The 24,904-nt window shown below is 73.3% G+C and carries 23 protein-coding genes; 2 read left to right on the forward strand and 21 right to left on the reverse strand.

Annotated features, from left to right (window positions below; genetic code table 11):
• Window positions 1-152: 152 nt before the first annotated feature.
• Window positions 153-1,475 (reverse strand): MFS transporter, encoded by a 1,323-nt coding sequence (locus D0D28_RS21730; RefSeq protein ID WP_094005939.1) that lies wholly within the window; start codon window positions 1,473-1,475, stop codon window positions 153-155.
• A 94-nt stretch (window positions 1,476-1,569) separates the two neighbouring features.
• Here D0D28_RS21730 and D0D28_RS21735 point away from each other — a divergent pair, with 94 nt between their 5' ends.
• The gene (locus tag D0D28_RS21735; protein WP_116111857.1) at window positions 1,570-2,328 is read left to right on the forward strand and encodes an ArsR/SmtB family transcription factor; all 759 of its coding nucleotides are present in this window, start codon (window positions 1,570-1,572) and stop codon (window positions 2,326-2,328) included.
• Between the two features lie 328 nt (window positions 2,329-2,656).
• Here D0D28_RS21735 and D0D28_RS21740 read toward each other — a convergent pair whose 3' ends face one another.
• The 6 genes from D0D28_RS21740 to pgeF form a co-directional block, all read right to left on the reverse strand.
• Window positions 2,657-3,274 carry a hypothetical protein gene (locus tag D0D28_RS21740; protein ID WP_116111860.1) on the reverse strand — a complete coding sequence of 206 codons (618 nt, stop codon included), beginning with the start codon at window positions 3,272-3,274 and terminating at the stop codon, window positions 2,657-2,659.
• A 77-nt stretch (window positions 3,275-3,351) separates the two neighbouring features.
• Window positions 3,352-4,182, reverse strand: coding sequence for a DivIVA-like cell division protein Wag31 (gene wag31 / locus D0D28_RS21745; protein WP_094005936.1), 831 nt, complete (start codon window positions 4,180-4,182; stop codon window positions 3,352-3,354).
• Window positions 4,183-4,235: 53 nt separating this feature from the next.
• Window positions 4,236-4,520, reverse strand: coding sequence for a YggT family protein (locus tag D0D28_RS21750; protein ID WP_026153057.1), 285 nt, complete (start codon window positions 4,518-4,520; stop codon window positions 4,236-4,238).
• A gap of 178 nt (window positions 4,521-4,698) precedes the next feature.
• Window positions 4,699-5,319 (reverse strand): cell division protein SepF, encoded by a 621-nt coding sequence (locus tag D0D28_RS21755; RefSeq protein ID WP_094005935.1) that lies wholly within the window; start codon window positions 5,317-5,319, stop codon window positions 4,699-4,701.
• Between the two features lie 65 nt (window positions 5,320-5,384).
• Entirely contained in the window at window positions 5,385-6,119 is a 735-nt protein-coding gene (locus D0D28_RS21760) for a YggS family pyridoxal phosphate-dependent enzyme (RefSeq protein WP_094005934.1), read from the reverse strand.
• Window positions 6,116-6,817, reverse strand: a complete 702-nt coding sequence (gene pgeF, locus D0D28_RS21765; RefSeq protein ID WP_094005933.1) for a peptidoglycan editing factor PgeF — start codon at window positions 6,815-6,817, stop codon at window positions 6,116-6,118. Before pgeF ends, D0D28_RS21760 begins: the two co-directional genes overlap by 4 nt.
• A gap of 77 nt (window positions 6,818-6,894) precedes the next feature.
• Between pgeF and D0D28_RS21770 the strand changes: the two genes are divergently transcribed.
• On the forward strand, window positions 6,895-7,728 hold the full coding sequence (locus D0D28_RS21770; RefSeq protein ID WP_094005932.1) for a hypothetical protein: 834 nt from the start codon (window positions 6,895-6,897) through the stop codon (window positions 7,726-7,728).
• 24 nt (window positions 7,729-7,752) lie between these two features.
• On the opposite strand, the gene ftsZ is transcribed toward D0D28_RS21770, so the two are convergent.
• From ftsZ to mraZ, 14 genes are all read right to left on the reverse strand, one after another.
• Window positions 7,753-9,036 (reverse strand): cell division protein FtsZ, encoded by a 1,284-nt coding sequence (gene ftsZ / locus D0D28_RS21775; protein WP_094005931.1) that lies wholly within the window; start codon window positions 9,034-9,036, stop codon window positions 7,753-7,755.
• A 189-nt stretch (window positions 9,037-9,225) separates the two neighbouring features.
• Window positions 9,226-9,720, reverse strand: a complete 495-nt coding sequence (locus tag D0D28_RS21780) for a DinB family protein (protein WP_094005930.1) — start codon at window positions 9,718-9,720, stop codon at window positions 9,226-9,228.
• Window positions 9,721-9,761: 41 nt separating this feature from the next.
• Entirely contained in the window at window positions 9,762-10,556 is a 795-nt protein-coding gene (locus tag D0D28_RS21785) for a cell division protein FtsQ/DivIB (RefSeq protein ID WP_094005929.1), read from the reverse strand.
• The gene (gene murC / locus D0D28_RS21790) at window positions 10,557-11,966 is read right to left on the reverse strand and encodes a UDP-N-acetylmuramate--L-alanine ligase (RefSeq protein WP_094005928.1); all 1,410 of its coding nucleotides are present in this window, start codon (window positions 11,964-11,966) and stop codon (window positions 10,557-10,559) included.
• Complete coding sequence (gene murG / locus D0D28_RS21795) at window positions 11,963-13,066, reverse strand: undecaprenyldiphospho-muramoylpentapeptide beta-N-acetylglucosaminyltransferase (protein WP_094005927.1); 1,104 nt, start codon at window positions 13,064-13,066, stop codon at window positions 11,963-11,965. The genes murC and murG overlap by 4 nt, the downstream gene beginning before the upstream one ends.
• A 6-nt stretch (window positions 13,067-13,072) precedes the next feature.
• Entirely contained in the window at window positions 13,073-14,503 is a 1,431-nt protein-coding gene (ftsW, locus tag D0D28_RS21800) for a putative lipid II flippase FtsW (RefSeq protein ID WP_094005926.1), read from the reverse strand.
• Window positions 14,490-15,887 (reverse strand): UDP-N-acetylmuramoyl-L-alanine--D-glutamate ligase, encoded by a 1,398-nt coding sequence (gene murD / locus D0D28_RS21805; RefSeq protein ID WP_162831146.1) that lies wholly within the window; start codon window positions 15,885-15,887, stop codon window positions 14,490-14,492. Before murD ends, ftsW begins: the two co-directional genes overlap by 14 nt.
• A 190-nt stretch (window positions 15,888-16,077) precedes the next feature.
• A complete protein-coding gene (gene mraY, locus D0D28_RS21810; RefSeq protein ID WP_094005925.1) occupies window positions 16,078-17,166 on the reverse strand; it encodes a phospho-N-acetylmuramoyl-pentapeptide-transferase in 1,089 nt (362 codons plus the stop codon).
• Complete coding sequence (locus D0D28_RS21815; protein ID WP_094005924.1) at window positions 17,163-18,632, reverse strand: UDP-N-acetylmuramoyl-tripeptide--D-alanyl-D-alanine ligase; 1,470 nt, start codon at window positions 18,630-18,632, stop codon at window positions 17,163-17,165. The genes mraY and D0D28_RS21815 overlap by 4 nt, the downstream gene beginning before the upstream one ends.
• Entirely contained in the window at window positions 18,629-20,218 is a 1,590-nt protein-coding gene (locus tag D0D28_RS21820; protein ID WP_162831147.1) for a UDP-N-acetylmuramoyl-L-alanyl-D-glutamate--2,6-diaminopimelate ligase, read from the reverse strand. The genes D0D28_RS21815 and D0D28_RS21820 overlap by 4 nt, the downstream gene beginning before the upstream one ends.
• Before the next feature lie 111 nt (window positions 20,219-20,329).
• Entirely contained in the window at window positions 20,330-22,219 is a 1,890-nt protein-coding gene (locus tag D0D28_RS21825; RefSeq protein WP_116111863.1) for a peptidoglycan D,D-transpeptidase FtsI family protein, read from the reverse strand.
• Window positions 22,219-22,968, reverse strand: coding sequence for a hypothetical protein (locus D0D28_RS21830; protein ID WP_116111866.1), 750 nt, complete (start codon window positions 22,966-22,968; stop codon window positions 22,219-22,221). Before D0D28_RS21830 ends, D0D28_RS21825 begins: the two co-directional genes overlap by 1 nt.
• Before the next feature lie 100 nt (window positions 22,969-23,068).
• Entirely contained in the window at window positions 23,069-24,028 is a 960-nt protein-coding gene (rsmH, locus tag D0D28_RS21835) for a 16S rRNA (cytosine(1402)-N(4))-methyltransferase RsmH (RefSeq protein ID WP_094005921.1), read from the reverse strand.
• Between the two features lie 179 nt (window positions 24,029-24,207).
• Window positions 24,208-24,639 carry a division/cell wall cluster transcriptional repressor MraZ gene (gene mraZ, locus D0D28_RS21840; RefSeq protein WP_026153053.1) on the reverse strand — a complete coding sequence of 144 codons (432 nt, stop codon included), beginning with the start codon at window positions 24,637-24,639 and terminating at the stop codon, window positions 24,208-24,210.
• Between the last annotated feature and the right edge of the window lie 265 nt (window positions 24,640-24,904).

Raw genomic sequence — 24,904 nt, forward strand, 5'->3', positions numbered from 1 at the left:
CGAGCAGGCCTCTTCGTTGACGGCTGTGACGGGCCGTACCCGTCCGGTTCTACTGAGGACCACCCGGTCCCGTTCTTCCGGAGGCTCCCCGGTGATGGCCGGATCGACGCCGTGTCCGTCCAGGTTAGCCGCCTCCCGCAAGCCGGTTTCGCTCAGGGTCGGCCGACGGCGACGGCGGTGAGGACGGCCGCGGCCAGCCACATCCCGGCGCCCAGCACCGCGGCGGCGTGCAGCCCGTGCAGGAACGCCGCGGGCTGGGCCGGGCTGCCCGCGATGGCGCCGAACGTGGCGATGCCGAGCGCGCCGCAGGCCTGGCGCGCGGTGTTGTTGACGCCGCTGGCGATGCCGGCCCGGCCGGCCGGGACGCCGCCGACCGCCGCGGCGACGACGGCCGCGGTCAGCAGGCCCAGTCCCACGCCGAACAGGGCGAACGCGGGCAGGAACGAGCCGGCGATCGTGCTGTGCCCGGTGACGCGCAGCAGGCCGAGCAGGCCGGTCGCGCCGGTGAGCAGCCCGGCGATCATGACCGGCCGCGGGCCGAACCGCGCGGTGAGCCGCCCGGTGACCGGGGCGAGCAGCGACAGCGGCAGGAATCCGGGCAGCATCGCCAGCGCGGCGGTCAGCGGGCCGGCGTGGTGGACGCCCTGCAGGTAGAGGGTGGCGAGCAGGATCGTGCCGAGGCCGGCGAAGTTCATCGCGCCGGCGACGACGTTGGCCGCGGCGAAGGTGCGTGACCGCAGCAGGGTCAGCGGCAGCATCGGCGCCGGGCCGGTGCGTTCGGCGGCGAGGAACGCCGCGGCGGCGGCGACACCGAGGACGGCGGCCGGGATGCTGGACTCGATGACCGCGTAGACCAGGGCGGCGAGGGCGGTGGCGCCGGTGAGGACGCCCTTGACGTCCACGCGGCCGGTGGTGGGCGGATCCGCCGGGACGAGCAGGGTGCCGGCGGCGGCCAGCGCGGTCAGCGGCACGTTGATCCAGAACAGCGAGCGCCAGCCGGTGGCCGTGACCAGCAGCCCGCCCAGCAGCGGGCCGGCGGCCAGTGCCAGCGCGGAGACGCCGGCCCAGACGCCGAGCGCGCGGGCCTGTTCGTGGCGGCCGGGGAAGGTGCGGGTGATCACCGCCAGCGTCCCGGGCAGCAGCAGCGCGGCCCCGGCGCCTTGGGCCACGCGGGCGGCGATCAGGGTCGCGCTGTCCGGCGCCAGGGCGCACCCGGCGGAGGCGAGGCCGAAGATCCCCAGGCCGGCGAGCACGACCCGGCGGTGGCCGAGCACGTCGCCGAGTGCCCCGCCGGACAGCAGCAGCGCGGCGAGCACGACGGTGTAGCCGTCGACGATCCACTGGAGCGCGGGAACGCCGGCGTGGAAGCGGGCGCCGATGCTCGGCAGGGCGACGTTGACCACGGTGACGTCGAGCTGGACCAGGAACATGCCGGCGCACTGGGTGAGCAGGACGGCGGAACGCTTGTCGGGCATGGGTCCAGGAGACCCCGGATTCGTTTCCGGGTGGGTGGAAGTGTGCCGGGACGCTTCGGCGCCGGTGGAAGTGTCGGCGCGGCATGCTGGAGCCATGAGTGGAGGGGACGCCGACATCGCGCGCACCGCGGCACTGTTCGCGGATCCGGCCCGGGTGCGGGTGCTCACGGCACTGGCCGACGGGCGGGCTCTCGCGGCGTCCGTGCTCGCGGCCGAGGCCGGGTTGTCCGCGCCGGGGGTCAGTGCGCATTTGGCGAAGCTGCGGGAGGCGGGGCTCGTCGAGGCGGAGCGGTCCGGGCGGCACCGCTTCTACCGGCTGCGGCCGGACGCCGTCGAGATCCTCGAAACGCTCGCCCGCTTCTCCCCCGCCCGGCCGGTCACCTCGCTGCGATCGGGGACGCGGGCGCGGGCGCTGCGGTTCGCCCGGACCTGTTACGACCACGTCGCCGGGCGGCTGGGCGTCTCGGTGACGGCGGCGCTGGTGGAGCGCGGGGCGCTGGTCACGACGGACGGTGTCCCCGGCACGAGCCGCCGCCCGGGCGACGCGCTGTCCCAGCCGCTGGCCGAGCACCCCTACGCCCTGGGGCCGGAGGCGCCGGAGGTGCTGGCGCTGCTCGGGCTGGACGTGGACGCCGTGGACGCCGCCCGCGGGCGGCGGCCGTTGCTGAAGTTCTGCCTGGACTGGTCCGAGCAGCGGCACCACCTGGCGGGCGGACTGGGCGCGGCGCTCGCGGCGCGGTTCCTGGAGCAGGGCTGGGTGACGCGGCACCGGCCCGGGCACCGGGCACTCCGGCTGACCGACACGGGAGCGGACGCACTCGCCGGACGGCTGGGAGTGCGTGTCGCCGGCTGAAGCCGCGGCAGCGCCTCGGGGAAATCGGGCCGCGTGGGCTCGGATCCTGGTTTCGGGGGCGGCTCGGCCGGAGGTGCGTCAGGCCTTCGCGCGGTGGGCCTCGGCCAGGTGGGCGTCGGGGGTGCAGCGGGCGCACTGGACGCCGCGCTCGCGGCGCGTGTTCCTGAAGCAGGGCTGGGTGACGCGGCACCGGCCCGGGCACGGCTGACCCAGCACGGGCACCACCGCGCTCGCCGATCTCCTCGGCGTGCGGATGGCGTGAGCGTCAGGCCTTCGCGCGGTGGGCCTCGGCCGGAGGCGCCTCAGGCCTTCGCGCGGTGAGCCTCCCTCAGGCCTTGGCGCGGTGGGCCTCGGCCAGGTGGGCGTCGGGGGTGCAGCGGGCGCACGGCGTGAACCCGAGGTCCCGGGCCTCCTTCACGGAGATCGGGATCGTGTCGCGGTCGGCGAGCCAGCCGCAGTCCGTCAGGTGGTAGCGCGGGTGCTCGTCCACGACCACGACCTCGGCGTCCAGCTCGTCCACGATCTCCGCGTCCGCCGGGGCCGTGGGCTCCTCGCCCGGCTCGCCCTCCTCGGCAGTGCCGACCAGCTCACCGGCGGTCGGCAGCAGCGCGGTCTGGTCCACCGGCGCCTCGTCCACCGCGGCGTCCGCCGTCGACGGCTCCCCGGCCGGCTTCTCCGCGTCCTCCGCGACCTCGGCGGCCGACGGCTCCTCGTCCACCGCGGCGGCCGACGACTCCGCCGCGGGCTCCTCATCCGGTTCCGCCACCAGCGCGGCGGCCGCGCGGCGACGGGCCACCCGGCGCCGCACGAAGTCGGCCACCAGCAGCAGCCCGGCGGCGACCGACAGGCCGATCGAGATCCACGCCCACAGCGAGTTCGCCGTGACCAACGCCGCGATCAGCAGCCCCAGCGCGGCCAGAACCAGGATCAGAACGATGAAGAGCACGGTGAATTACAACACGAACCACGCCCGGAACGGTTCCGACCCTCCCACGCGGAGTGCCGGAACCGTCACCGGGAAGCTCAGCCGGCCTCGGCGCGGGGACCGAACGAGTAGCCCTGGCCGCTGCCCGATCCCGCGCTCGCCTGTCCCGAGTTCGAGGACGCCGACGCGGGCGCGGCGGAACCACGATCGTCGAGCTCGCGCAGCTGGGACTCCAGGAACCCGCGCAGCCGCGTGCGGTATTCGCGCTCGATGGTGCGCAGTTCCTCGATCTTCTTGCCCAGCGCGGTCTTCTCGCTGTTCATCGTGTTCATGGTCTCGGTGTACTTGCGCTGCGCCTCGCGCTCCATGGTCGTCGCCTTGTCGCGCGCCTGCCGCTCCAGCGTCTCGGCGCGGGTGCGGGCGTCGTTGAGCATGTTCTCCGCTCGCGTGCGCGCCTCGTTGACCATCGAGTCGGCCTTGGTGCGGGCGTCGGAGAGCAGCTGCTCGGACTTCGCGCGAGCCTCGGCCAGCATGCCGTCGGACTCGGTCTTGGCCTCGGCGGTCAGCCGGTCGGCCATCTCCTGGGCCAGGCCGAGGACCTTCGCCGCCTGGACGTTCGGCTCGCCGCCGTCCGACATCGGGTGGGCCTGGGTCTGCTCGGCGGCCGAGGGCGGCGGCACGGGCGCCAGGCGGCGCTCCTGCGGTCCGGCTCCGGCGCGGGCGGCCTCGAGGTCGGCACGGGTGCCTTCGAGCTCGGCGTCGAGCTGCTCGACCTGCTGGCGCAGCTCGTTGTTGTCCTCGATGAGCCGCGCGAGCTCGGTCTCCACCAGGTCGAGGAACGCGTCCACCTCGTCCTCGTTGTAGCCCCGCTTGCCGATGGGTGGCTTGCTGAACGCGACGTTATGCACGTCAGCGGGGGTCAACGACATCAGATCACCTCACGCACTCCATGGCCTGCTCCGACACCTGGGTTCCCCCGAAGTCACCCAGGAAGCGCCAGTTGCATCAGTATGAACACAACCAACAGCAGCACCATAATCGATAAGTCCAGTCCGACGCCGCCAATGCGAACCATCGGAATGATCCTCCGCACCACGCGGACCGGAGGATCGGTCACTGTGTAGATGGTCTCCAGCGTCACCGCAACCCCACCGGCGGGGCGCCAATCCCGTGCGAAGGCACGCACGAGCTCCACCACGACACGTGCTGTGAGCAGCAGCCAAAAGACGAACAGCACGTAGTAGAGGACTAGCCGGACCGCATCCACGAACACCACTCTGCCACATCACCGTGACCCCGGGAGCACCCGGAACACCCGGTCTGTCCGGGTCACGTAATCGAACTGTGATTTAGCCAACGGTTTCACCCGTTCGGCCTAAATTGCTACGAATAGTAGTTGGGCCATCACCCTGTTCCGGGTCATTTTCCGGACCGGGTGGTCGCCCTCAGTGACGGAGGAACAGCCCGCCCTCGGCGATCCGGCGGCGTTCCTCCGCGGTCACCTCCACGTCCGGCGGCGAGAGGAGGAACACCTTGCTGGTGATCTTGTCCATCGAGCCGCGCAGCGCGAACGCCAGCCCGGCCGCGAAGTCCACGAGACGCTTGGCGTCCGCGTTCTCCATCTGGGTCAGGTTGATGATCACCGGGATGCCCTCGCGGTACGCCTCGCCGATCCCCCGCGCCTCGACGTAGCTCGTGGGGTGCAGCGTGGTGATCCGCCCCAGCGCGTCCCGCGCGGACGCCCGGGCCGGCTCCGGTACCGGCCGCAGCCGCGCCACCGGCTCCGGCTGCCGCTCGACCGCCAGCGCGCCGTGCACCGGCGGCTCCGGCGCCCGTGGCCGCGCGCGGAGCGGGCCCTCCTCGTCGTAGCCGGACCCGTCGCGGTACCGTCGGCGGGCACGCGGCGGCGGCTCCTCGTCGAAGCCGTCGTAGGCTTCGTCGGCGTAGTCGCGCCGGTAGTCGTCGTCGTACCGGTCGGCGGCCTCGTAGGAGTCGTAGCCGTCGTAACCGTCACTGTCGGCCGGGATCATGCCGAAGTAGGCCTTCAGCTTCTGCAGCGCGCTCATGCCTCTCCCTAGCCGCTCCCTCACCTGACTACCCGGACGCGATCGCTCACTTCCGGGTGATCTCGCTACGGCGAGGCTAAACCGCGGGCGCCGAGCAACGCGGTTCCGACACGCACACATGTCGAACCGTGCGCGATGGCGGGTTCCAGATCACCACTCATCCCGGCGGACAGCTCGACCGCCTCCGGGTGGTTCCGGCGGAGGTCATCGGCCGCTCCGGCCAGGCGCGCGAAGGCCGGCGCGGGGTCCGCGCCGAGCGGCGCGACCGCCATCAGGCCGCGCAGCCGCAGCCCGTCCAGCCCGGCGATGTGATCGGCCAGCTCACCCAGCCGAGGGAGCGGACAGCCGCCTCGTGACGGATCGTCGTCGAGGCTGGCCTGGATCAGGACGTCCAGCGGCCCGGACCGCTCCCCCGCTTCGTGCGCGTTGCGCAGCGCCTTGGCGAGCGCGTCGGCGAGCCGGATCGAGTCGACCGACTGGACCTCGTCGGCCCACCGCACCACCGAGCGCGCCTTGTTGCGCTGCAGCCGCCCGATCATGTGCCAGCGCGGCCGCGCCTCCGGCCGCAGCACGCGCACCTCGGCCGCCTTGGCGCCGGCCTCCTGGTCGCGGTTCTCCGCGAGGTCGGTCTGGCCGAGGTCGGTGAGCAGGGCCGCGTCGGTGGCGGGGAAGGTCTTGGTGACGGCGAGCAGACGCACCTGCGCCCGTGGCCGCCCGGCCGCCGCGCACGCCTGCGCGACGCGCGCCTCGACGGCTTCGAGCGCCTTGGCGATCCCCTCCCGTCGCTGCTCGTCGCTCATTCCGGCTCGGCCCAGGTCAGCGCGGCGATGCGGCCGGTGGTGCCGTCGCGCCGGTAGCTGAACAGCGTGGGGTCCTCGGCGGTGCAGCGCGGGTCGACGCCGACCTTGCCGACCCCGGCCTCGGCGAGCTGGCGCCACAGGCCGGCGCGCAGGTCCAGACCGGGCTTGCCGGTGCGGGTGCGGGTCGCGCTGCCGGGCAGGTGCTGGTCGACGTCGGCGGCCATCCCGGCGGGCACCTCGTAGCACTCGCCGCAGATCGCCGGGCCGAGCAGGACTTCGATGCGGCCCATCTCGGCGCCGGCCGCGACCATCGCCTCCAGCGCGGCGGGCAGCACCCCGACGCGGGCGCCGACGCGGCCGGCGTGCACCGCGGCCACGACCCCGCTCTCCGGGTCGCCGAGCAGGACCGGCACGCAGTCGGCGACGAGCACGGCGACGGGCAGGCCGGGGGTCTTCGTCACGAGCGCGTCGGTGGCCTCGGCGGGCGCGGTCTCGCTGCCGTCGACGACGGTGACCGTGCGGCCGTGCACCTGCTCCATCCAGGCGACCCGCTCGACACCCAGCTCGGTACCCAGCCGCTTGCGGTTGGCCGCGACGGCGGCCGGATCGTCACCGACGTGGTCACCGAGGTTGAACGTGTCGTACGGCGGCGCCGAAACGCCACCCGCCCTGGTCGTGACCACCCGACGGATGCGCAAGTCCCACTACCTCCACTCGCCTGGTTTGCCCTGAGCCTACTGGGAACCGGACACCGTGCTCGGCCGGTCTCACCGCCATGGATCTGCCACCCGTGCCCCCGAGCGTCCGCGCGCTGGCCACCTCCGGGAAGCTGCCGCCGGAGCTGGCCGCGCTGTTCACCCCGCCCGGCCAGGAGAAGTGGACCCGCATCGCCGAAGCCGTGGACGAGCGCCTGGACGAGGTGGACCCGGCGGTGCGGGGCGCGTTCGCGCTCGCCGGCGCCTACGGCCACCTGGACGACATCGGATTCCTCTCCTCCGGGGAGATGGCCGAGCACAACGACCGCGCGATCGCCCTGCTCGAGAGGGCGCTGGAGCACGGCGTCCCGGACGAGGAGGCGGAGGACCTGTGGGAGGTCACCCGCCGGGTGCCGGAGGTCGCCCATCTCGCCCGCGACCGCGAGGAGTACCTCGCGAAGCACGGCGCGACCGCGGGCCAGCGCCTCAAGGCCAAGCTGGACGAGGCGGACGCGCGCTACGCGGCGGGCGACCGAGCCGGAGCGCTGGTGTTGTTCCGCGAGGTCGGCGAGGCCGACCTCTGGGGCGAGTTCAGCGGGGCGATGGACATGGCCGACCTCGGCTGGTGCCGGTTGTTGCAGGACGCCGTGCGGTTCGACGGGCCCGAGGCGACGCGGCGGATCTGGCAGGAGGCGCGCGCCAGCCGCCACGCGGCGCGGTTCCCGCACCCCCACTGGTCGGTGCCGCTGGCCGAGCTGCTGATGGGCGCCGGGGTGCCGGACATCCTGGAGGTCGTGGTCGCCGAGCGGCTCGACGCCGCGCTGCGGGACCACCTGCCGTGGGAGCTGTCCGAGGACGAACGCTGGACGCTGTCCCGCGCCATCGACGAACTCGAACAGCACCACCGGGCCTGACCGCGGGTCAGGCCCGGCGCGGGGTCAGCGCCGCATGAAGGGCGGGACGTCCACGTCGTCGTCGGACGGGTCGTCGGTGACCGGGACGGCCCGGCTGGGCAGGCTGCCCTGGCTGGTGCTCGTGCGCGGCGCCGGGTAGCTGCGGCTGCCGCCACCGGGCTGCGGCAGCCCGCTGGGCGGCGTGCCGTAGCTGGTGCCCGACGGCGGCGTCCGCGGCGGCGTGACCGGGAAGCCCCCACCGGCGGGCGGGGCGGGCGGCGTCGCTGCCGGGGGCGCCGGCTGGCGGACCTGCCCGGCCTCGGCGGACGCCGTCGTCGAGCGGGTGCCCACGGCGGGCGGCTCGAGCTTCTTGTGGGTGGGCGAGCCGGAGTCGAACCCGGCCGCGATCACCGTCACGCGCACCTCGTCGCCGAGGGAGTCGTCGATGATCGTCCCGAAGATGATGTTCGCCTCGGGGTGCGCGGCCTCCTGCACCAGCGAGGCGGCCTCGTTGATCTCGAACAGGCCGAGATCGGAGCCGCCCGCGATGGACAGCAGCGCGCCGTGCGCGCCCTCCATCGAAGCCTCCAGCAGCGGCGAGTTGATCGCCTTCTCCGCGGCCTGCACCGCCCGGCCCTCGCCGCGCGCGGAGCCGATGCCCATCAGCGCGCTGCCCGCGCCGGACATCACGCTCTTCACGTCGGCGAAGTCCAGGTTGATCAGACCCGGCGTGGTGATCAGGTCGGTGATGCCCTGGACACCGGAGAGCAGGACCTCGTCGGCGGAGCGGAACGCGTCCATCAGGCTGACGCCGATGTCGCCGAGCTGCAGCAGCCGGTCGTTGGGGATGACGATGAGGGTGTCGCACTCGTTGCGCAGCGCCTGGATGCCGTCCTCGGCCTGCTTGCCGCGGCGCTTGCCCTCGAAGGTGAACGGCCGGGTCACCACGCCGATCGTGAGCGCGCCGAGCTTGCGCGCGATCGAGGCGACCACCGGCGCGCCGCCGGTGCCGGTGCCGCCGCCCTCCCCCGCGGTCACGAAGACCATGTCGGCGCCCTTGAGCACCTCCTCGATCTCCTCGCGGTGGTCCTCGGCGGCCTTGTGCCCCACCTCGGGGTTCGCGCCGGCGCCCAGGCCGCGGGTCAGCTCGCGGCCGATGTCGAGCTTGACATCCGCGTCGGACATCAGCAGCGCCTGCGCGTCCGTGTTGATCGCGATGAACTCGACACCCTTGAGGCCGACCTCGATCATGCGGTTGACGGCGTTCACGCCACCACCGCCGATGCCGACGACCTTGATCACCGCGAGGTAGTTGTGCGGGGGCGTCATCGGGTCCGCCTTCCTATCGTGATTCCTCGTACCGCTCGCCGGGAGCGAAAAACCCTCAACCTAAACTCAAGGTTCAGAGTTATGTCAACTCCCCGCTCCGTCCGCCGAAGGTAGGGATCCGGCGAAGCGGAATCCAGTAGCCACGCCGCGTGTCGTCCGTGGCGTTGCAAAATCACCGCGCCGGACGCCTCATTCGCCGGTCCGGCCGTCGGTCAGCTCACGCAGCAGATCCAGGTGCCCGGCGTGCCGCCCGGTCTCCTCCACCATGTGGATCAGCACGTAGCGGAGGTTGACCGAACCGTCCTTGAAGGACACCAGGGTGTCCGGCGCCAGCTCCGCCGCGATCTCGCGGCTGGTGGCGCACTGCGCGCGGTAGGCGGCCACCAGGTCCGCGAGCGGGACCGTGAGCGCCTCGCGGAAGTCGGCGTCGCGGTCGTCCGCCAGCTTCTCCGCCCACCGGTTGGGACGGCCGGCGAGCACCGCCTCGAACCAGTAGTGCTCCACGTAGGTCAGGTGGCCGACCAGGCCGGCGATCGTGGTCAGCTCGCTCGGGACCAGGCTGCGGCGGGCCTGTTCGTCGGTCAGGCCCGCGCACTTGAGCACGACGGCCTCGCGCAGGAAGTCCAGGAAGGCGGTCAGCTGCTCGCGCTCGCCGCCGTCGAAGGGCGGTTCCGTCCTGATCATGCGCACAGCTTCGCACAGCGTCCCCGCCGGTGTCTCCGTCCTCAGGAGACCGTCGGCAGCTCGGGGCTCGCCACGTCGTAGATCCGGCCCTCGCGTGTCAGGAGGACGCCCAGCACCCTGGCCTTGCGCTCGGCGTTCGACGCGTCGCCCCAGCGGACCGTCTTGCCCGTGGTCAGCGTGAACTCCACGCCGCCCGGGGTGCCGGCCCGCACCACGGCGATCTGGCCCTTCAGCGGCTCCGGCACCGTCGCGAGCACCGCGACCACCGACCGCGTCACCGCGTCCTCCGGCGACACCACCGCCACCTGCAGCTCCGGCAGGCGCTCCGGCTTGTTCTGCACCGTCTTGTAGTCCAGGCCGCCGGAATCGACCAGGTGGAAGCCGTCCCGGCCGGCCACGAACCCGATCGGCGACCGCTCCGTCACCGTGATGTCCACAGTGGAGGGCCACGACCGGGAGACGTCCACAGTGGCCACTCCGGGGATCGCCGTGACGCGGGCGGCGATCTCGTCGGTGTCCAGCAGCAGCATCGGTTTCAGATCGGGCACCGCCGCCGCGGCCAGGATCTGGTCCCCCGGCACGCTGTGCGCGCCGTGCACCTCCACCGAACGTACCCCCAGCAGCGACGTGAACATCACGACGTACCCGAGCCCGAGCACCGTCAGCACGCTCAGCGTCGCCACCCACCGGCGCCGCAACGCGCGGCGCCGCGAGACGCCCGTGCCGGTGCGCCGCCGGGCGGTCAGCGGGCGCCGTCCCCGGCGGCTGCGCACCGCCGACGACGACCGCCGCGTGGACGGCCGGCTGCGCTCGTCGCTCCGCGCTCGCGTCGCCACCTAGCCCCCGGCCCGCCGGTCCAGCTCCGCCAGGATCTCCGGCCCCAGCTGGGTCACGTCGCCCGCGCCCATGGTGACCAGCAGGTCCCCGGGCTTGACCAGGTCGGCGGCCAGCGTCACGGCCCGGTCGAACGCCGGCTCGTAGTGCACCCCCGCCCCGGTGATCCGCTCCGCGATCAGCGCGCCGCTGACGCCCGGCTCCGGCTCCTCCCGCGCGCCGTACACGTCCAGCAGCACGACCTCGTCGGCCAGCCCGAGCGCGTCGGCGAACTCCGCGGCGAACAGCTTCGTGCGCGAGTACAGGTGCGGCTGGAACACCACGACCACCCGGCCCCCGCCCGCCGCGTGCCGCACCGCCCGCAGCTGCGCGGCGACCTCCGTCGGGTGGTGGGCGTAGTCGTCGTAGACCCGCACGTCGGCGGCGCGGCCCTTGAACTCGAACCGCCGCCGCACCCCGCCGAACGCGGCCAGCCCCTCGGCCAGCCCGCCCAGCGGCGCGCCCAGCTCCAGGCCGGCCAGCACCGCGGCGACGGCGTTGAAGGCCATGTGCTCGCCCGGCACCGCGACCCGCACGTCGGTCTCGGCGCCGTCCAGCGCGATCCGGATGACCCCGCCGCCGTCGGCGGGCCGGTAGTCCAGCACCTTCGCGTCCCCGGCGCCGGTCACCGAGCGGCCGTAGCGGCGCACCCGCACGCCCTCGGCCGCGGCGTGGTCGCCCAGCGCGTTCGCGGCCTCGTCGTCGGCGCACACGATCAGCAGGCCGCCCGGCTCGATCCGGCGGGTGAACTGCGTGAACACCGCGGTGTAGGCCTCGGCGGTGCCGTGGTGGTCCAGGTGGTCCGGCTCGACGTTGGTCACCACCGCCACCGACGGCGAGTAGCTCAGGAACGAGCCGTCGCTCTCGTCGGCCTCGGCGACGAACACCCCGCCCTCGCCGTGGTGCGCGTTCGCGCCGGACTCGTTGAGGTCACCACCGATCGCGAACGACGGGTCCAGCCGGCAGTGCTGCAGCGCGACCGTGAGCATCGACGTGGTCGAGGTCTTGCCGTGGGTGCCGGCGATGCAGGCCACCCGGTGCCCGGCCATCAGCAGCGCGAGCGCCTGCGCCCGGTGCAGCACCGGGATGCCGCGCTCGCGGGCGGCCACCAGCTCCGGGTTGCTCTCCTTGATCGCGGTCGACACCACCACCGCGGACGGGCCGCCGGGCAGCGCGTCCAGGTTCTCCGGGCGCTGCCCGATGCCGATCTCGGCGCCCTGCGCGCGCAGCGTCAGGAACGCGCGGGAGTCCTTGGCGTCCGAACCCGACACCCGGGCGCCGCGCGCCAGCAGGATCCGCGCGATGCCGCTCATGCCGGCACCGCCGATCCCGATCAGGTGGGCCCGGCCCAGCTCGGCGGGGACTTCGCTCATTTGCCGCACACCTCCAGGACGATGCGCGCCAGCACCTCGTCGGCCTCGCGGTGGCCCAGCCCGACCGCCGCGGCCCCCATCTTCGTAACCCGGGCGGGGTCGGTGACCAGCGGGATCACCAGCTCGGCGACCTTGGCCGGGCTCAGGTCCGCGTCCTGGACCATCAGCGCCGCGCCGGCGTCGACCGCGGGCCGGGCGTTGATCGCCTGCTCGCCGTTGCCGTGCGGCAGCGGCACGAACACCGCGGGCAGCCCGACCGCGGACACCTCGGCCACGGTCATCGCGCCCGACCGGCACAGCACCACGTCGGCCGCCGCGTAGGCCAGGTCCATCCGCTCCAGGTAGGGCACCGGCACGTACGCCGGGCGGCCCGGGAACTCCTGCACCACCAGGCTGTTCTTCGGCCCGTGCGCGTGCAGCACGCCGATCCCGGCGTCGGCCAGCTCCTTGGCCGCGCCGGACACCGCGTTGTTGATCGACTGGGCACCCTGCGAACCGCCGAACACCAGCAGCGTCGGCGCGTCCGGGTCGAGCCCGAAGTGCGCCCGGGCCTCCGCCCGCAGCGCCGCCCGGTCCAGCGAGGTGATCGAGCGCCGCAGCGGGATGCCGACGACCTCCGCGCCCGGCAGGGGCGTGCCGGGCACCGCGACCGCGACCCGCTTCGCGAAGCGCGCCCCGACGCGGTTGGCCAGGCCCGGCGACTGGTTGGCCTCGTGCACCACGATCGGCACGCGGCCGCGCGCGGCGAAGTAGGCCGGCAGCGACACGTACCCGCCGAACCCGACCACGACGTCCGCGCCGACCCGGTCCAGGATCTCGCGGGTCTGCTTGACCGAGTCCCGGATCTTCAGCGGCAGCCGCAGCAGGTCGGTGGTCGGCTTGCGCGGCAGCGGCACCGGCGGGATCAGCTCCAGCGGGTAGCCGCGCGCCGGGACCAGCTTGTTCTCCAGCCCCCGGGACGTGCCCAGCGCGACCACCGTGGCGTCCGGCCGCAGCCGCCGCACGGCGTCGGCCAGCGCCAGCGCGGGTTCGATGTGTCCGGCCGTGCCGCCGCCCGCCACCACCACGGTGGGAGCCACGCCGGTAACCGCCTTGCTCACTTGATCCTACGTCCCTCTCCGCACTGAACTTCCCCGTCTGCCCGGCGCCGCGCGCCGGCGCTCGGGCGCCTGCGCCGATCGTGCCCCGCGGGCCGAGGGCCGGTCCCCGCGGGGTGCCGCACGGCCGCTGCCCCGCCGCCGCGTCGGCGGCCGGTACACCTCGGGCGCCGGCAGGCGCAGGAGACGGCCGAACTTACCCGGTCCCTGCGACCGCAGCGCCGCCACCGACTCCGGCTCGTGCCGGGCGGCGTTGGCCAGCAGGCCCATCAGGAACATGGTGACCCAGATCGACGTGCCGCCCGCCGAGATCAGCGGCAGCGTCACGCCGGTGACCGGCAGCAGCCCGACGACGTACCCGATGTTGATCCCGGCCTGGGACACCGTGAACACCGTGAGCGTGCCGGAGGTGATCCGGATCCACGGGTCCAGGTTACGCATGGCGATGCGCAGGCCCACGATGGCGAGCCCGACGAACAGGCCGATCACCACGATGCAGCCGATGAAGCCCAGCTCCTCGCCGATCACCGCGAAGATGAAGTCGTTCTGCACGTTCGGCAGGTAGGACCACTTCGACGGGCCCTGCCCGAGCCCCTTGCCGAACAGCCCGCCGTCGGCCAGCGCGTACTTGGCCTGCGTGGCCTGGTAGGCGGCGCCGCTGGTGTCCGAGCCGGGCGAGAGGAACGACATCACCCGCGACATGCGGTAGGACGCGGTCAGCGCCAGCACCACGGCCCCGGCGATGCCACCGGCGAGGATCACCGCGAACAGCCGTTTCGGCGCGCCGGCGAACCACAGCAGCGACATCAGCACCACGCCGAGCGTGATCGTGCCGGACAGGTTCGGCTGGGCCATGACCAGCGCGAACATCAGCAGCGCGACCGGCACCACCGGCACCATCAGGTGCCGCCACTGGTGCAGCACGTGGTACTTGGTGACCAGCACGTGCGCGCCCCACAACGCGAAGGCGACCTTGGTGAACTCGACCGGCTGCACCGAGAAGCCACCGAGGGCGAACCACCGCTGGGCGCCACCGCCCGCCGACCCGAGCGGCGTCAGCACCAGCGCCAGCATCACCAGGCACACCAGCACGGCCATCGAGGACAGCGCGCGGGTCCGCTTCAGCGGCATCCGCAGCGCCACCCAGAACACCACCGACCCGGTGAGCACGAAGATCAGGTGCTTCTTGAACAGCGCGTACACGCCGGAGCCGGTGTCCGGGTCGACCGAGGCGACCGAGGACGCCGACAGCACCATCACGATGCCGATCGAGGTGAGCAGGCCGGTCAGGGCCAGCACCAGGTGGAAGTCGGCGAGCGGGCGCGACAGCCACGCGGTCAGCGCGGTGAACGTGGCGCGCGCCGGGCTCTGCCGGTCGCCCCGGTCCCGCCTGCGCGGCTCGCGGTCCTGCTTCTGGTCCGGCTCCTCAACGACCGTCATCGGCAGACCCCGTCGCACGGGCCAGGACCGCGTCGGCGAAGGCGTCGCCCCGATGGGCGTAGTTGCGGAACATGTCCAGGGACGCCCCGGCGGGCGCCAGCAGCACCACGTCACCGGGCCGGGCCAGGTCGCTGGCCACCGAGACCGCCTCGTTCATGGCCTCATCGTCACCCGAAGCGACCCGATGGACGGGGACATCGGGCGCGTGTCGCGCGAGAGCGGCGGCGATCACCGGGGCGACGGCGCCCATCAGCACCGCGCCGCGCAGGCGTCCGGCGACCACCTCGACCAGCTCGTCGACCGCGGCGCCCTTGAGCTGCCCGCCGGCGATCCACACCACGCTGGAGTGCGCGAGCAGCGACCCGGCGGCGGCGTGCGGGTTGGTGGCCTTGGAGTCGTCGACGTAGCGGACGCCGCCGAACTCGCCCACCTCGACCGCGCGGTGCGCGCCCGGCTGGAACTCGCGCAGGCCCTTGGCGACCCCAGCGGGGTCGATGCCGTACGCGCGGGCCAGCGCGGCCGCGGCCAGGGCGTTGGCGAGGTTGTGCGGGCCGGCCGGGCGCACCTCGCTCACCGAGATCAGCTCGTCGGCGGAGTGCTGCGGGTCCGGGCCGTAGGCGCGGTCGATCAGCAGGTCCTCGACCAGGCCCAGCTCACCGGGGCGCGGGGTGTCCAGGCGGAACCCGACCCGCTTGGCCCCGGCGGGCGCGTACTCGCCGGCCAGCCGCACCGACCACGGGTCGTCGGCGTTGTGCACGACCACCGAGGAGTGCGCGTGGATGGTGCCCTTGGCGGCCGCGTAGGACTCCATCGAGCCGTGCCAGTCCAGGTGGTCCTCGGCGAGGTTGAGCACCACCGAGGCGTGCGGCGCCAGCGTCGAGGACCAGTGCAGCTGGAAGCTGGACAGCTCCACCGCCAGCACCTCGTAGCCGGAGAACACCGCGTCCAGCACGGGCAGGCCGATGTTGCCGCAGGCCAGCGCGTGCGCCCCGCCCGCGCGCAGCATCGACTCCAGCATGCCGACCGTGGTGGTCTTGCCGTTGGTGCCGGTGACCGCGAGCCAGGTGGCCGGGTTCGGGAGGTCCCGGGAGGCGCGCCAGGCCAGCTCGACGTCGCCGATCACCTCGATCCCGGCCGCGGCCGAGGCGACCAGCAGCGGCGCGGTCGGCCGCCAGCCGGGGCTGGTGACCACCAGGTCGGTCCCGGCCGGGGGTTCGGCCAGGCCGGGCACCAGCTCGGCGCCCAGGCCGTCCAGCTCGGCCAGCCGCTCGGCGTTGCCGTCGGTCACCGTCACCCGGGCGCCGCGCTCGGTCAGGGCCCGCACCGCCGCGCGCCCGGTGACCCCGGCGCCGGCGACGAGCACGTTGCGTCCGGCGAACACCATCACTCGCTTTCTGCGCGGCGGAGCCGCGCGGGGTGGGCCGTCAGCCGGCACCGCCGCGGGTTCTCAGGAGCCCCCTCGCGAGGACAGCGCCGACGTGGTGAATTGGCATTCATGAGGAGGCGATCCCGGAGCGAGGGGGTTTCTGAGGTTCCGCCACCCGCACCGCTACGCAGACCGCTTCCGACCATTGTCAGCCTCCCGCGCCCAGCTGTTCGGAGTAGAAGAGGCCGAGGCCGAACATGCAGCAGATGGCGGCGAGCAGCCAGAACCGGATGATCACCGTCGTCTCGGCCCAGCCCGCCAGCTCGAAGTGGTGGTGGAACGGGGCCATCCGGAACAGGCGCCGCCGCGTCGTGCGGAACACCGCGATCTGCAGCACCACCGAGATCATCTCGACCATGAACAGGCCGCCGATGACAATGGCGAGCAGCTCGGTGCGGGTGGTGATGGACAGGCCGGCCACCAGGCCGCCCAGCGCGAGCGAGCCGGTGTCGCCCATGAAGATCTTCGCCGGCGCGGCGTTCCACCACAGGAACCCGACGCACGCGCCGGCCGCGGCGGCCGCGACCACCGCGAGGTCCAGCGGGTCGCGCACGTCGTAGCAGGCCGCCTGCGGGGTCACCACGCAGGACAGCCGGGCCTGCCAGAACGCGATCACCACGTAGGTGGCCAGTACCATCGCCGAGGTGCCGCCGGCCAGGCCGTCCAGGCCGTCGGTGAAGTTCACCGCGTTCGACCAGCCGGAGATGACCACGTAGCAGAAGATCACGAAGATCACCGCGGGGAAGGTGATCAGCGCGAGGTCGCGCACGTAGCTGAGGTTGCGCGAGGCCGGGGTGAGGCCGTAGCGGTCGGCGAACTGCAGCGCCAGGATGCCGAACGCCACCGCGACCACCAGCTGGCCGACCAGCTTCGCGGTCTTGTTCAGGCCCAGGTTGCGCTGCTTGCGGATCTTGATGAAGTCGTCGAGGAACCCGACCACGCCCAGGCCCACCGCGAGGAACAGCACGAGCAGGCCGGACGCCGACGGGCCGTCGTCGGCGGAGCTGCCCGAGCCGATCCAGTTCATCAGGTGCGCGGCGAAGTAGCCGACCACCATCGCGATGATGATCGCGACCCCGCCCATCGTGGGCGTGCCGCGCTTGGACTTGTGGCCCTGCGGGCCCTCCTCGCGGATCTCCTGGCCGAAGCCCTGCCGGGAGAAGACCCGGATCAGGTAGGGCGTGAGCAGGATGGAGACCAGGAGACCGATCGCGGCCGCGATCAGAATGCTGATCACGCAACACCTTCCTTGAGCAGTGCGTCAGCGACGAGCCAGAGCTCGGCGACCTTCGAAGCCTTCACCAGCACGACGTCACCGGGTTCCAGCTGCTCGCGCAGGAGGGCGATCGCGGCGTCGGCGTCGGGCACCAGCACGGACTCCTCGCCCCACGAACCCTCGTGGCTGGCGCCCTGGTGCATCGCGGCCGCCTCGTCCCCGACCACCACGAGCCTGCTGATGTTGAGCCGGACCGCGAGGCGGCCGATCTCGTCGTGCGCGGACACGCTATCGGCACCGAGTTCGCCCATCACACCGAGGACCGCCCAGGACCGCTTCCCGCGGCTGGCCGAGGCCAGGGTCTTGAGCGCGGCGCGCATCGACTCGGGGTTGGCGTTGTAGGAGTCGTTCATCACCACGACGCCGTCGGCCCTGGTGGTGACCTCCATGCGGCGCGCGGAGCGGCGCTGGGCGGCCGACAGGCGCTGCGCGACCTCTTCGACGCTCGCGCCCAGCTCCAGCGCGATGGCGGCGGCCGACAGCGCGTTGCCCACGTGGTGCTCGCCGTAGAGCGACAGCTTCACCGGCGCCTGTCCGGCCGGGGTGATCAGCCGGAAGGAGGCGCGGGCCTGCTCGTCGAGGGTGATGTCCTCGGCGCGCACCTGCGCGTCCGGGTGCTCGCCGACGCCGACGATCCGCGCCGTGGTCCGGCTCGCCATCGCGGCGACCAGCGGGTCGTCCAGGTTGAGCACCGCGACCCCGCCCTGCTCCGCCGACGGCAGCGCCTCGACCAGCTCGCCCTTGGTCTTGGCGATGCCCTCGCGCGAGCCGAACTCGCCGACGTGGGCGCTGCCGACGTTGAGCACGGCACCGATGCGCGGCGGGGCGATCTCCGCGAGGTGGGCGATGTGGCCCGGTCCGCGGGCGGACATCTCCAGCACCAGGTGGCGCGTGGTCGCGTCGGCGCGCAGGGCCGTCCACGGGTGGCCCAGCTCGTTGTTGAACGATCCGGGCGGCGCGACCGTCGGGCCCATCGGCTCGAGCAGCTGCGCGATCAGGTCCTTGGTGGAGGTCTTGCCGGACGAGCCGGTCACGCCGACCACGGTGAGCCCGCCGCGGGACAGCTCGATCACCACGTGCCGGGCCAGTTTCGCCAGGGCGGCCAGCACGGCGGCGCCGGAGCCGTCCTTGTCGCCGGCCAGCGCGAGCGCGCGCTCGTGCGCCTGGCCGGGTGGCAGCGGCGGCACGATCACCGCGGGCGCGTCCACCTCGCGGGCGGCCAGCACCCCGGCGGCGCCGCTCTCCACCGCCTTGGCGGCGAAGGCGTGCCCGTCGACCTTCTCCCCCGGCAGGGCCACGAACAGCCCGCCCGGGGTGAGGCGGCGCGAGTCGAACTCGACGCTGCCGGTGACCGTCTCGCGTCCGTCGGTGCGGTGCAGCCGGCCGCCGGTGACGGCGGCGATCTGCTCCAGGGTCAGCGGGATCAACGGGTCTCCTGGTTCTCTTCGAGCCGGTGCCGGATCGCCGCCGCCAGCTCGTCGCGGTCGGAGAAGGGGTGCACGACGCCCGCGGCCTCCTGGCCGGTCTCGTGGCCCTTCCCCGCGATCAGCACGACGTCCCCGGCGCGGGCCAGCCCGACCGCCCGGACGATCGCCTCACGCCGGTCGCCGATCTCCAGCACCTCGCCGGAGCCGGGACCGGCCGCGCGGGCGCCGGTCAGCATCGCGGCGCGGATCGCGGCCGGGTCCTCCGACCGCGGGTTGTCGTCGGTGACGATGAGGACGTCGCTGCGTCTGGCGGCGGCCTCGCCCATCATCGGGCGCTTCGCGGTGTCCCGGTCGCCGCCGCAGCCCAGGACCGTGATGATCCGGCCCTCGGTGCGGGCGCGCAGCGCGTCCAGCGCCTGCGCCACCGCGGCCGGCTTGTGGGCGTAGTCCACGACGGCGGTGAAGTCCTGGCCCAGGTACACCCGCTCCATCCGGCCCGGCACCTCGACGTGCGCCAGGCCGGTGACGGTCTCCTCCAGGCTGACGCCGCACGTCTCCAGGATCGCCGCGGCGAGCAGCGCGTTGGCGATGTTGAACGTGCCCGGCAGCGGCAGCGTGGCCCGCGCGGTGCGCCCGGACGGCGAGAGCAGCGTGAAGCTCTGCTCGCCGGTGGCCGTGGTGGCGAAGTCGGTGGCGGTCCAGCTCGCGTCCACGCCCGGCTCGGTGGTCACGGTGATCGTGTGCGGCGTGACCAGCGCCTGTCCCCAGGCGGTGTCGATGCACACCACCTCGGTGGTGGAGCGGCCGTCGAACAGCAGCGCCTTGGCCGCGAAGTACTCCTCCATGTCGCGGTGGAAGTCCAGGTGGTCCTGGGAGAGGTTGGTGAACGCGCCGACCGCGAACCGGGTGCCGTTGACCCGGCCCAGCGCGAGCGCGTGGCTGGAGACCTCCATCGGCACGTGCGTGACACCCTGCTCGACCATGACCGCGAGCAGCGCCTGCAGGTCGGGCGCCTCCGGCGTGGTGAACGCGCTGGCCAGCCGCTCCCCCGCGATGCGGGTCTCGATGGTGCCGATCAGGCCGGTGACGTGCCCGGCGGCGCGCAGGCCCGACTCGACCAGGTAGGTGGTGGTGGTCTTGCCCGACGTGCCGGTGATGCCCAGCACGGCCAGCTCCAGCGACGGCTCGCCGTAGATCCAGGCGGCCATCGAGCCGAGCACCCCGCGCGGGTCCGGGTGCACCAGCACCGGGACGCCCGCCTCACGCACCGACGGCCGGTCCGCTCCGGCCTCGTCGGTGAGCACCGCCGCAGCCCCGGCCGCGATGGCCTGCCCGGCGAAGTCGGCCCCGTGCGCCCGCGCGCCCGGCAGCGCGGCGAACAGGTCGCCGGGCAGGACGTGCTGGGCCCGCAGGGTGGCCCCCGTGACGACCGTGTCGCCGGGCCAGCGCGGCTCGCCGACCAGGCGCGCGGCCGCGCGCGCGACCAGCGTGGTGAGCGGGACCGGCTCGATGCGGGGCGGCCGTGGCGGCGCCACCGCCGCCTTCACCGGGCTGTCCGGTACCCGCCCCTTCGCTTCCTGCGACATGGTGCTGCTTCCAGACGCTTCCACCGACACAGCACGGAAGGTTACCGAGCCGGGATTCCCCTCTTGCGGCCCGGTACTCCTAGCGCTTGTGTCTCGATTGGACAGCGACCGTCACGGCAGCACGAGCGGCACGTACGGCGCGGCGCCCTCGGACAGCGGGAGCTGGAACCGCTGCGTCAGGTACGAGGCGATGTCGTGGAACAGCGGCGCCGCGGAGTGGCCGGCGGGCAGCGTCGTGTCCGGGGCGTCCAGCCGGATGCCCACCACGAACCGCGGGCTGTCCGCGGGCAGGATCCCGGCGAAGGTGATGTTGTACAGGGTGTCGCTGTACGCGCCGGTCGCCGGGTTGACCTGCTGGCCGGTGCCGGTCTTGCCGGAGATCTGGTAGCCCTCCAGCGCCGCCGTGGGCGCCGTGCCGCTGTTGCCGTTCTTCCCGGTCTGGGTGACCGCGCGCATCATGTTCCGCACCGTCGTCGCGGTCTCCGGGCTGACCACCTGCGTGGTCTGCGGCGCCGCCTTGGGCACCACGGTGCCGTCCGGGCGGATCTCCTCCTTGACGATGCTCGGCTGCACGCGCAGACCGTTGTTCGCGATCGCCTGGTACATCGCGGTCATCTGCACCACGGTCATCGACAGGCCCTGCCCGATCGGCAGGTTGCCGAACGTGGTGCCGGTCCAGGTGTTGCGGGGCGGCACGAACCCACGGCTCTCCCCGGACAGGCCCAGCCCGGCGCTCTGCCCGACGCCGAAGCGCTTGAGGTAGTCCAGGTACTTGTCCGGGCCCAGCTGCTGGGCCAGCAGCAGCGTGCCGACGTTGGAGGACTTCGCGAAGATGCCGGTGACCGAGAAGTTCTGCGTGCCGTGCACCCACGCGTCGTGCACGGTGTGGTCGGCGACCTTCAGCGCGCCGGGCACCTGCAGCACCGACTCGGGCGTCACCAGGCCCTGGTCGATGGCCGCGGTGGCGGTCACGATCTTGTTCACCGAGCCCGGCTCGAACGGCGTGGACACCGCCTGCAGGTCCATCAGCGACTGCGTGTAGGTCTTGTTGTCGTAGGGGTCGAACGTGGAGTCGTCGGCGATCGCGTAGATCTCGCCGGTCTTCGCGTCCATCACGACCGCGCTGGCGCCCTTGGCGCGCGACTGCCGCACGTAGTCGGCCAGCGCGTTCTGCAGGAAGTACTGGGTGTCCGAGTCGAGCGTGAGCACGACATCGTTGCCCGGGGTGGCGGGCTGCACGTCCCGCTCGGTGCCCGGGATGATCACGTTGTCGTTGCCCTGCTTGGTGTCGGCGACGTAGCGGCCCGGCCGGCCGGCCAGGTCGGCGTTGAGCGTGTACTCCAGCCCGGCCAGGCCCTGCAGGCTGTGCTTGGACACGTCCGGGTCGTCCATGCGCCAGTTCGCCAGGCCGACGACGTTGGAGGCCAGCGTGACGCCCGGGTACTCGCGGGCGGCCCGCACCTCGGCGCCGATCTCCGGGAACGCGGTGGTGATCTCCTCGGCGATCGACGGCTCGACCCCGTCGACCAGGTAGGTGAACGACGTGGTCTTGCGGAAGTCGGCGAGCAGCTCGGCCTCGGTGACCCGGCCGGGCAGCTTGGCGGCGATGAACCGCGCCGCGTCCGCCGCGCGGGTCTCGAAGCTCTGGCCCCCCGCCGGGTTCTTGGCCGCCACCTCGTCCCACGCCTTGCGCATCGCGCGCAGGTTCACCGACAGCGCGCGGGTTTCCACGGTGAACGCCAGCTTGACGTTGTTGCGGTCCACAATGGACCCACGCTTGGCCGGGATCGGGATCGTGGTGCTGCGCTGGCTCTCCGCCTTCGCCGACAGGGCCGCCGCCTGGAAGCCCTGGACCTGCACGAGCTTGAGCCCGGCCAGCACCAGCACCGCGACCGGCACCACGCGCACGCCGACGTAGCGCCCCTTGCCGGTGGCGGCGTTGGGCTGGCCGGCCACCTGGCGCATGCGGGCGCCGTAGCTGCGGCGTCCCGGCCGCGCCATCACTGCCCTCCCGTGGTCTGCTGTCCCGGCGCCTGGGTCTGCCCGCCGGACGGCGGCACCTGCGCCTGGTCCTGCGGCTGGACGACCTGGCTGTCGCCCTGCGGCACGTCACCCTCGATCGGGCGGCCGCCGACCGGCGTGCCCTGCGGCACCACCGGCGTCGCCGGCTCCTGCGTGACCGGGGCGCCCTCGGCCTTCTTCGGCTCGCCGACCACGGTCACCGACCCGTCCGGGTTGAGCACCAGGTGCGCCGGGTCCTTGGCGGGCACCATGCCCAGCGCCTTGGCCCGCTCGGCCAGCGACGACGGCGACTCCGCGCCGCTGACGTCCTGCTGCAGCTGCTCGACCCGCTCGGCCAGGGCGGCGTTGTCGTCGCGCAGCTGCTCGAGCCGGTAGGAGTCGGCGATCGCCTGGGTGGACAGCAGCAGCGTCGCCACCACACCCGCGGCGAGCAGCACCATCACCAGCATCACGAACGTGGCGCGCGAACGCGGCAGCCGCAGCTTCAGCCGGATCTTCTGGCGCTCGGGCTCGGGCGCGCGCTTCAGGCCCTCGGCGCGCTGGGCCCGCCGGGCGTAGGCGCGCTCGGCGGCGGTGGTGCGCTGAGCCTGCCGGGTGGGCTGCCGCCGGGGGCGGCGCCTGGCCGGTACCGGTGTGCCCAGGCCCTCCTCGGCGGGCGCGTCCGAACGGCGCGGACGCCGCCGCGGCTCGGCACCGGCCTGCCTGCGTGCCCGCGTAGGCGCTGTCATGCGTCCGCCTCCTGTGTCTTGCGACGGTGCTGTTGCGGGACACCCGCACCCGGGCCACGCACCCGGGCTGGCCGCATGACCGGGGCTGCGCGATTGTCGATCATGCGTCCGCCTCCTTGATCCGTTCGGCGACCCGCAGGCGCACCGACGCGGCCCTCGGGTTCTGTTCGATCTCGTCTTCGCTCGCCTTCTCGGCGCCGCGCGTGATCAGCTTCAGTTCCGGCCCGTGGCCGGGGAGTTCGACGGGCAGGCCGGGCGGGGTCCGCGACTTCGCCAGCTCCGCGAAGGCCTGCTTGACGATCCGGTCCTCCAGCGAGTGGTAGGACTCCACGACGATCCGGCCGCCCACCGCCAGCGCGGACAGCGCCGCGGGGATCGCCCGGCGCAGCACCTCCAGCTCGCCGTTGACCTCGATGCGCAGGGCCTGGAACGTGCGCTTGGCCGGGTGCCCGCCGGTGCGGCGGCTCGCGGCCGGCACCGCGTCGTAGAGCAGCCGCACCAGGCGCTCGCTGCGGTCGAACGGCTGCCGCGCCCGCTCCGCGACGATCGCCTTGACGATCCGCTGGGCGAACCGCTCTTCGCCGTACTCGCGCAGGATCCGGACCAGCTCGCCCGGCTCGTAGGTGTTGAGGACGTCCGCGGCGGTCTGTCCCGTGGTGGGGTCCATCCGCATGTCCAGCGGGGCGTCCCGGGCGTAGGCGAAGCCGCGCTCTTCCTCGTCGAGCTGCATCGAGGAGACGCCGAGGTCGAACATCACACCGTCCACACGGGACAGTCCGAGCCGGTCGAGGACGTCCGGCAGGGTGTCGTAGACGGCGTGCACCAGCTCGGCCCGGTCGCCGAACTTCGCCAGCCGCGCGCCGGCGCGCTCCAGCGCGTGCGGGTCCCGGTCCAGCCCGATGAGCTTCAGCTGGGGGAATCTGGTGAGCAGTGCCTCGGAGTGCCCGCCCAGGCCGGTGGTCGCGTCGACCACGACGGCCGGGCGGCCCTCGAGCGCGGGAGCGAACAGCTCCAGCACGCGCTCGGTCATCACCGGCACGTGCGCGGCTTCGGCTGCCACTTCTCCCACCCCCTTAAGCCGTCGCGCGGATGCCGTCAGGTCCCCGCCCGCCCGCTGCGAACCTGGTGCCGGGGAAGGTGCACCAGGGCCACTGAGCGGACAGAGGCCTCACGACATCCGTCGCCGGATCCCGCCCCCACTTGCTGTCGCCACCCGCGCCCCCCGACGGCGCGGGTCACCTAGAAGACTCCCGGCAGGACCTCTTCCTGGGCCTGCGCGTAGCTGTCCTCGTGTTCCTCCAGGTAGGACTCCCAGCGCTGGGCGTCCCAGATCTCCAGGCGCGTGATCGCCCCGATCACCACGCACTCCTTGTTGAGCCCGGCGTAGCGCCGGAGCTCGGGCGCGATCGCGATGCGCCCCTGGCCGTCCGGACGCTGCTCGTCGGTGCCCGCGAACAGGTACCGCTGGTAGGCCCGCACCGCCTCGTTGGTGAAGGGCGCCTCCGCGACCTTGCGGGCCAGCTGCTCGAACTCGGCGCGCGGGAAGACGAAGAGGCAGTGATCTTGCCCCTTGGTGACCATCAGCCCACCTGCCAGCGCGTCGCGGAACTTCGCGGGCAGCGTGAGCCGCCCCTTGTCGTCCAGCTTGGGGGTGTGCGTGCCGAGGAACACCGGCACTCACCTCCCCACCGCCCCCGGTGCTCCACCGGATGCGGCCCCTGGGGCCTCCCTACTGCCCCACTGCGCACCACCGTACCCCACTTTTCCCCACAGTCAACGCCGCGAAGCTGCCCGACCGGGCGATCCTCGCGGTATTTACGCAGGTCAGCGCGAGGGGGGCGAAGTGGGGAGATCGTGGGGAGCCGCGCCGGGCCTCCCCCACGCCGGGTAGCTGGGAGGGCCCGTGAGGCCCGGCGCGACCCCCCACGATCTCCCC

The organism is Amycolatopsis ruanii, assembly GCF_003385175.1.
GTDB classification, from domain to species: Bacteria; Actinomycetota; Actinomycetes; order Mycobacteriales; family Pseudonocardiaceae; genus Amycolatopsis_E; species Amycolatopsis_E thermalba.

What these genes read in the sequence shown, in the direction of transcription:
- D0D28_RS21730 (WP_094005939.1), bottom strand. Translation starts at nt 1,475, where the DNA reads ATGCCCGACAAGCGTTCCGCCGTCCTGCTCACCCAGTGCGCCGGCATG.
- D0D28_RS21735 (WP_116111857.1), top strand. Translation starts at nt 1,570, where the DNA reads ATGAGTGGAGGGGACGCCGACATCGCGCGCACCGCGGCACTGTTCGCG.
- wag31 (WP_094005936.1), bottom strand. Translation starts at nt 4,182, where the DNA reads ATGTCGTTGACCCCCGCTGACGTGCATAACGTCGCGTTCAGCAAGCCA.
- D0D28_RS21755 (WP_094005935.1), bottom strand. Translation starts at nt 5,319, where the DNA reads ATGAGCGCGCTGCAGAAGCTGAAGGCCTACTTCGGCATGATCCCGGCC.
- D0D28_RS21760 (WP_094005934.1), bottom strand. Translation starts at nt 6,119, where the DNA reads ATGAGCGACGAGCAGCGACGGGAGGGGATCGCCAAGGCGCTCGAAGCC.
- D0D28_RS21770 (WP_094005932.1), top strand. Translation starts at nt 6,895, where the DNA reads ATGGATCTGCCACCCGTGCCCCCGAGCGTCCGCGCGCTGGCCACCTCC.
- ftsZ (WP_094005931.1), bottom strand. Translation starts at nt 9,036, where the DNA reads ATGACGCCCCCGCACAACTACCTCGCGGTGATCAAGGTCGTCGGCATC.
- D0D28_RS21780 (WP_094005930.1), bottom strand. Translation starts at nt 9,720, where the DNA reads ATGATCAGGACGGAACCGCCCTTCGACGGCGGCGAGCGCGAGCAGCTG.
- murC (WP_094005928.1), bottom strand. Translation starts at nt 11,966, where the DNA reads ATGAGCGAAGTCCCCGCCGAGCTGGGCCGGGCCCACCTGATCGGGATC.
- ftsW (WP_094005926.1), bottom strand. Translation starts at nt 14,503, where the DNA reads ATGACGGTCGTTGAGGAGCCGGACCAGAAGCAGGACCGCGAGCCGCGC.
- murD (WP_162831146.1), bottom strand. Translation starts at nt 15,887, where the DNA reads ATGGTGTTCGCCGGACGCAACGTGCTCGTCGCCGGCGCCGGGGTCACC.
- D0D28_RS21820 (WP_162831147.1), bottom strand. Translation starts at nt 20,218, where the DNA reads ATGTCGCAGGAAGCGAAGGGGCGGGTACCGGACAGCCCGGTGAAGGCG.
- D0D28_RS21825 (WP_116111863.1), bottom strand. Translation starts at nt 22,219, where the DNA reads ATGGCGCGGCCGGGACGCCGCAGCTACGGCGCCCGCATGCGCCAGGTG.
- D0D28_RS21830 (WP_116111866.1), bottom strand. Translation starts at nt 22,968, where the DNA reads ATGACAGCGCCTACGCGGGCACGCAGGCAGGCCGGTGCCGAGCCGCGG.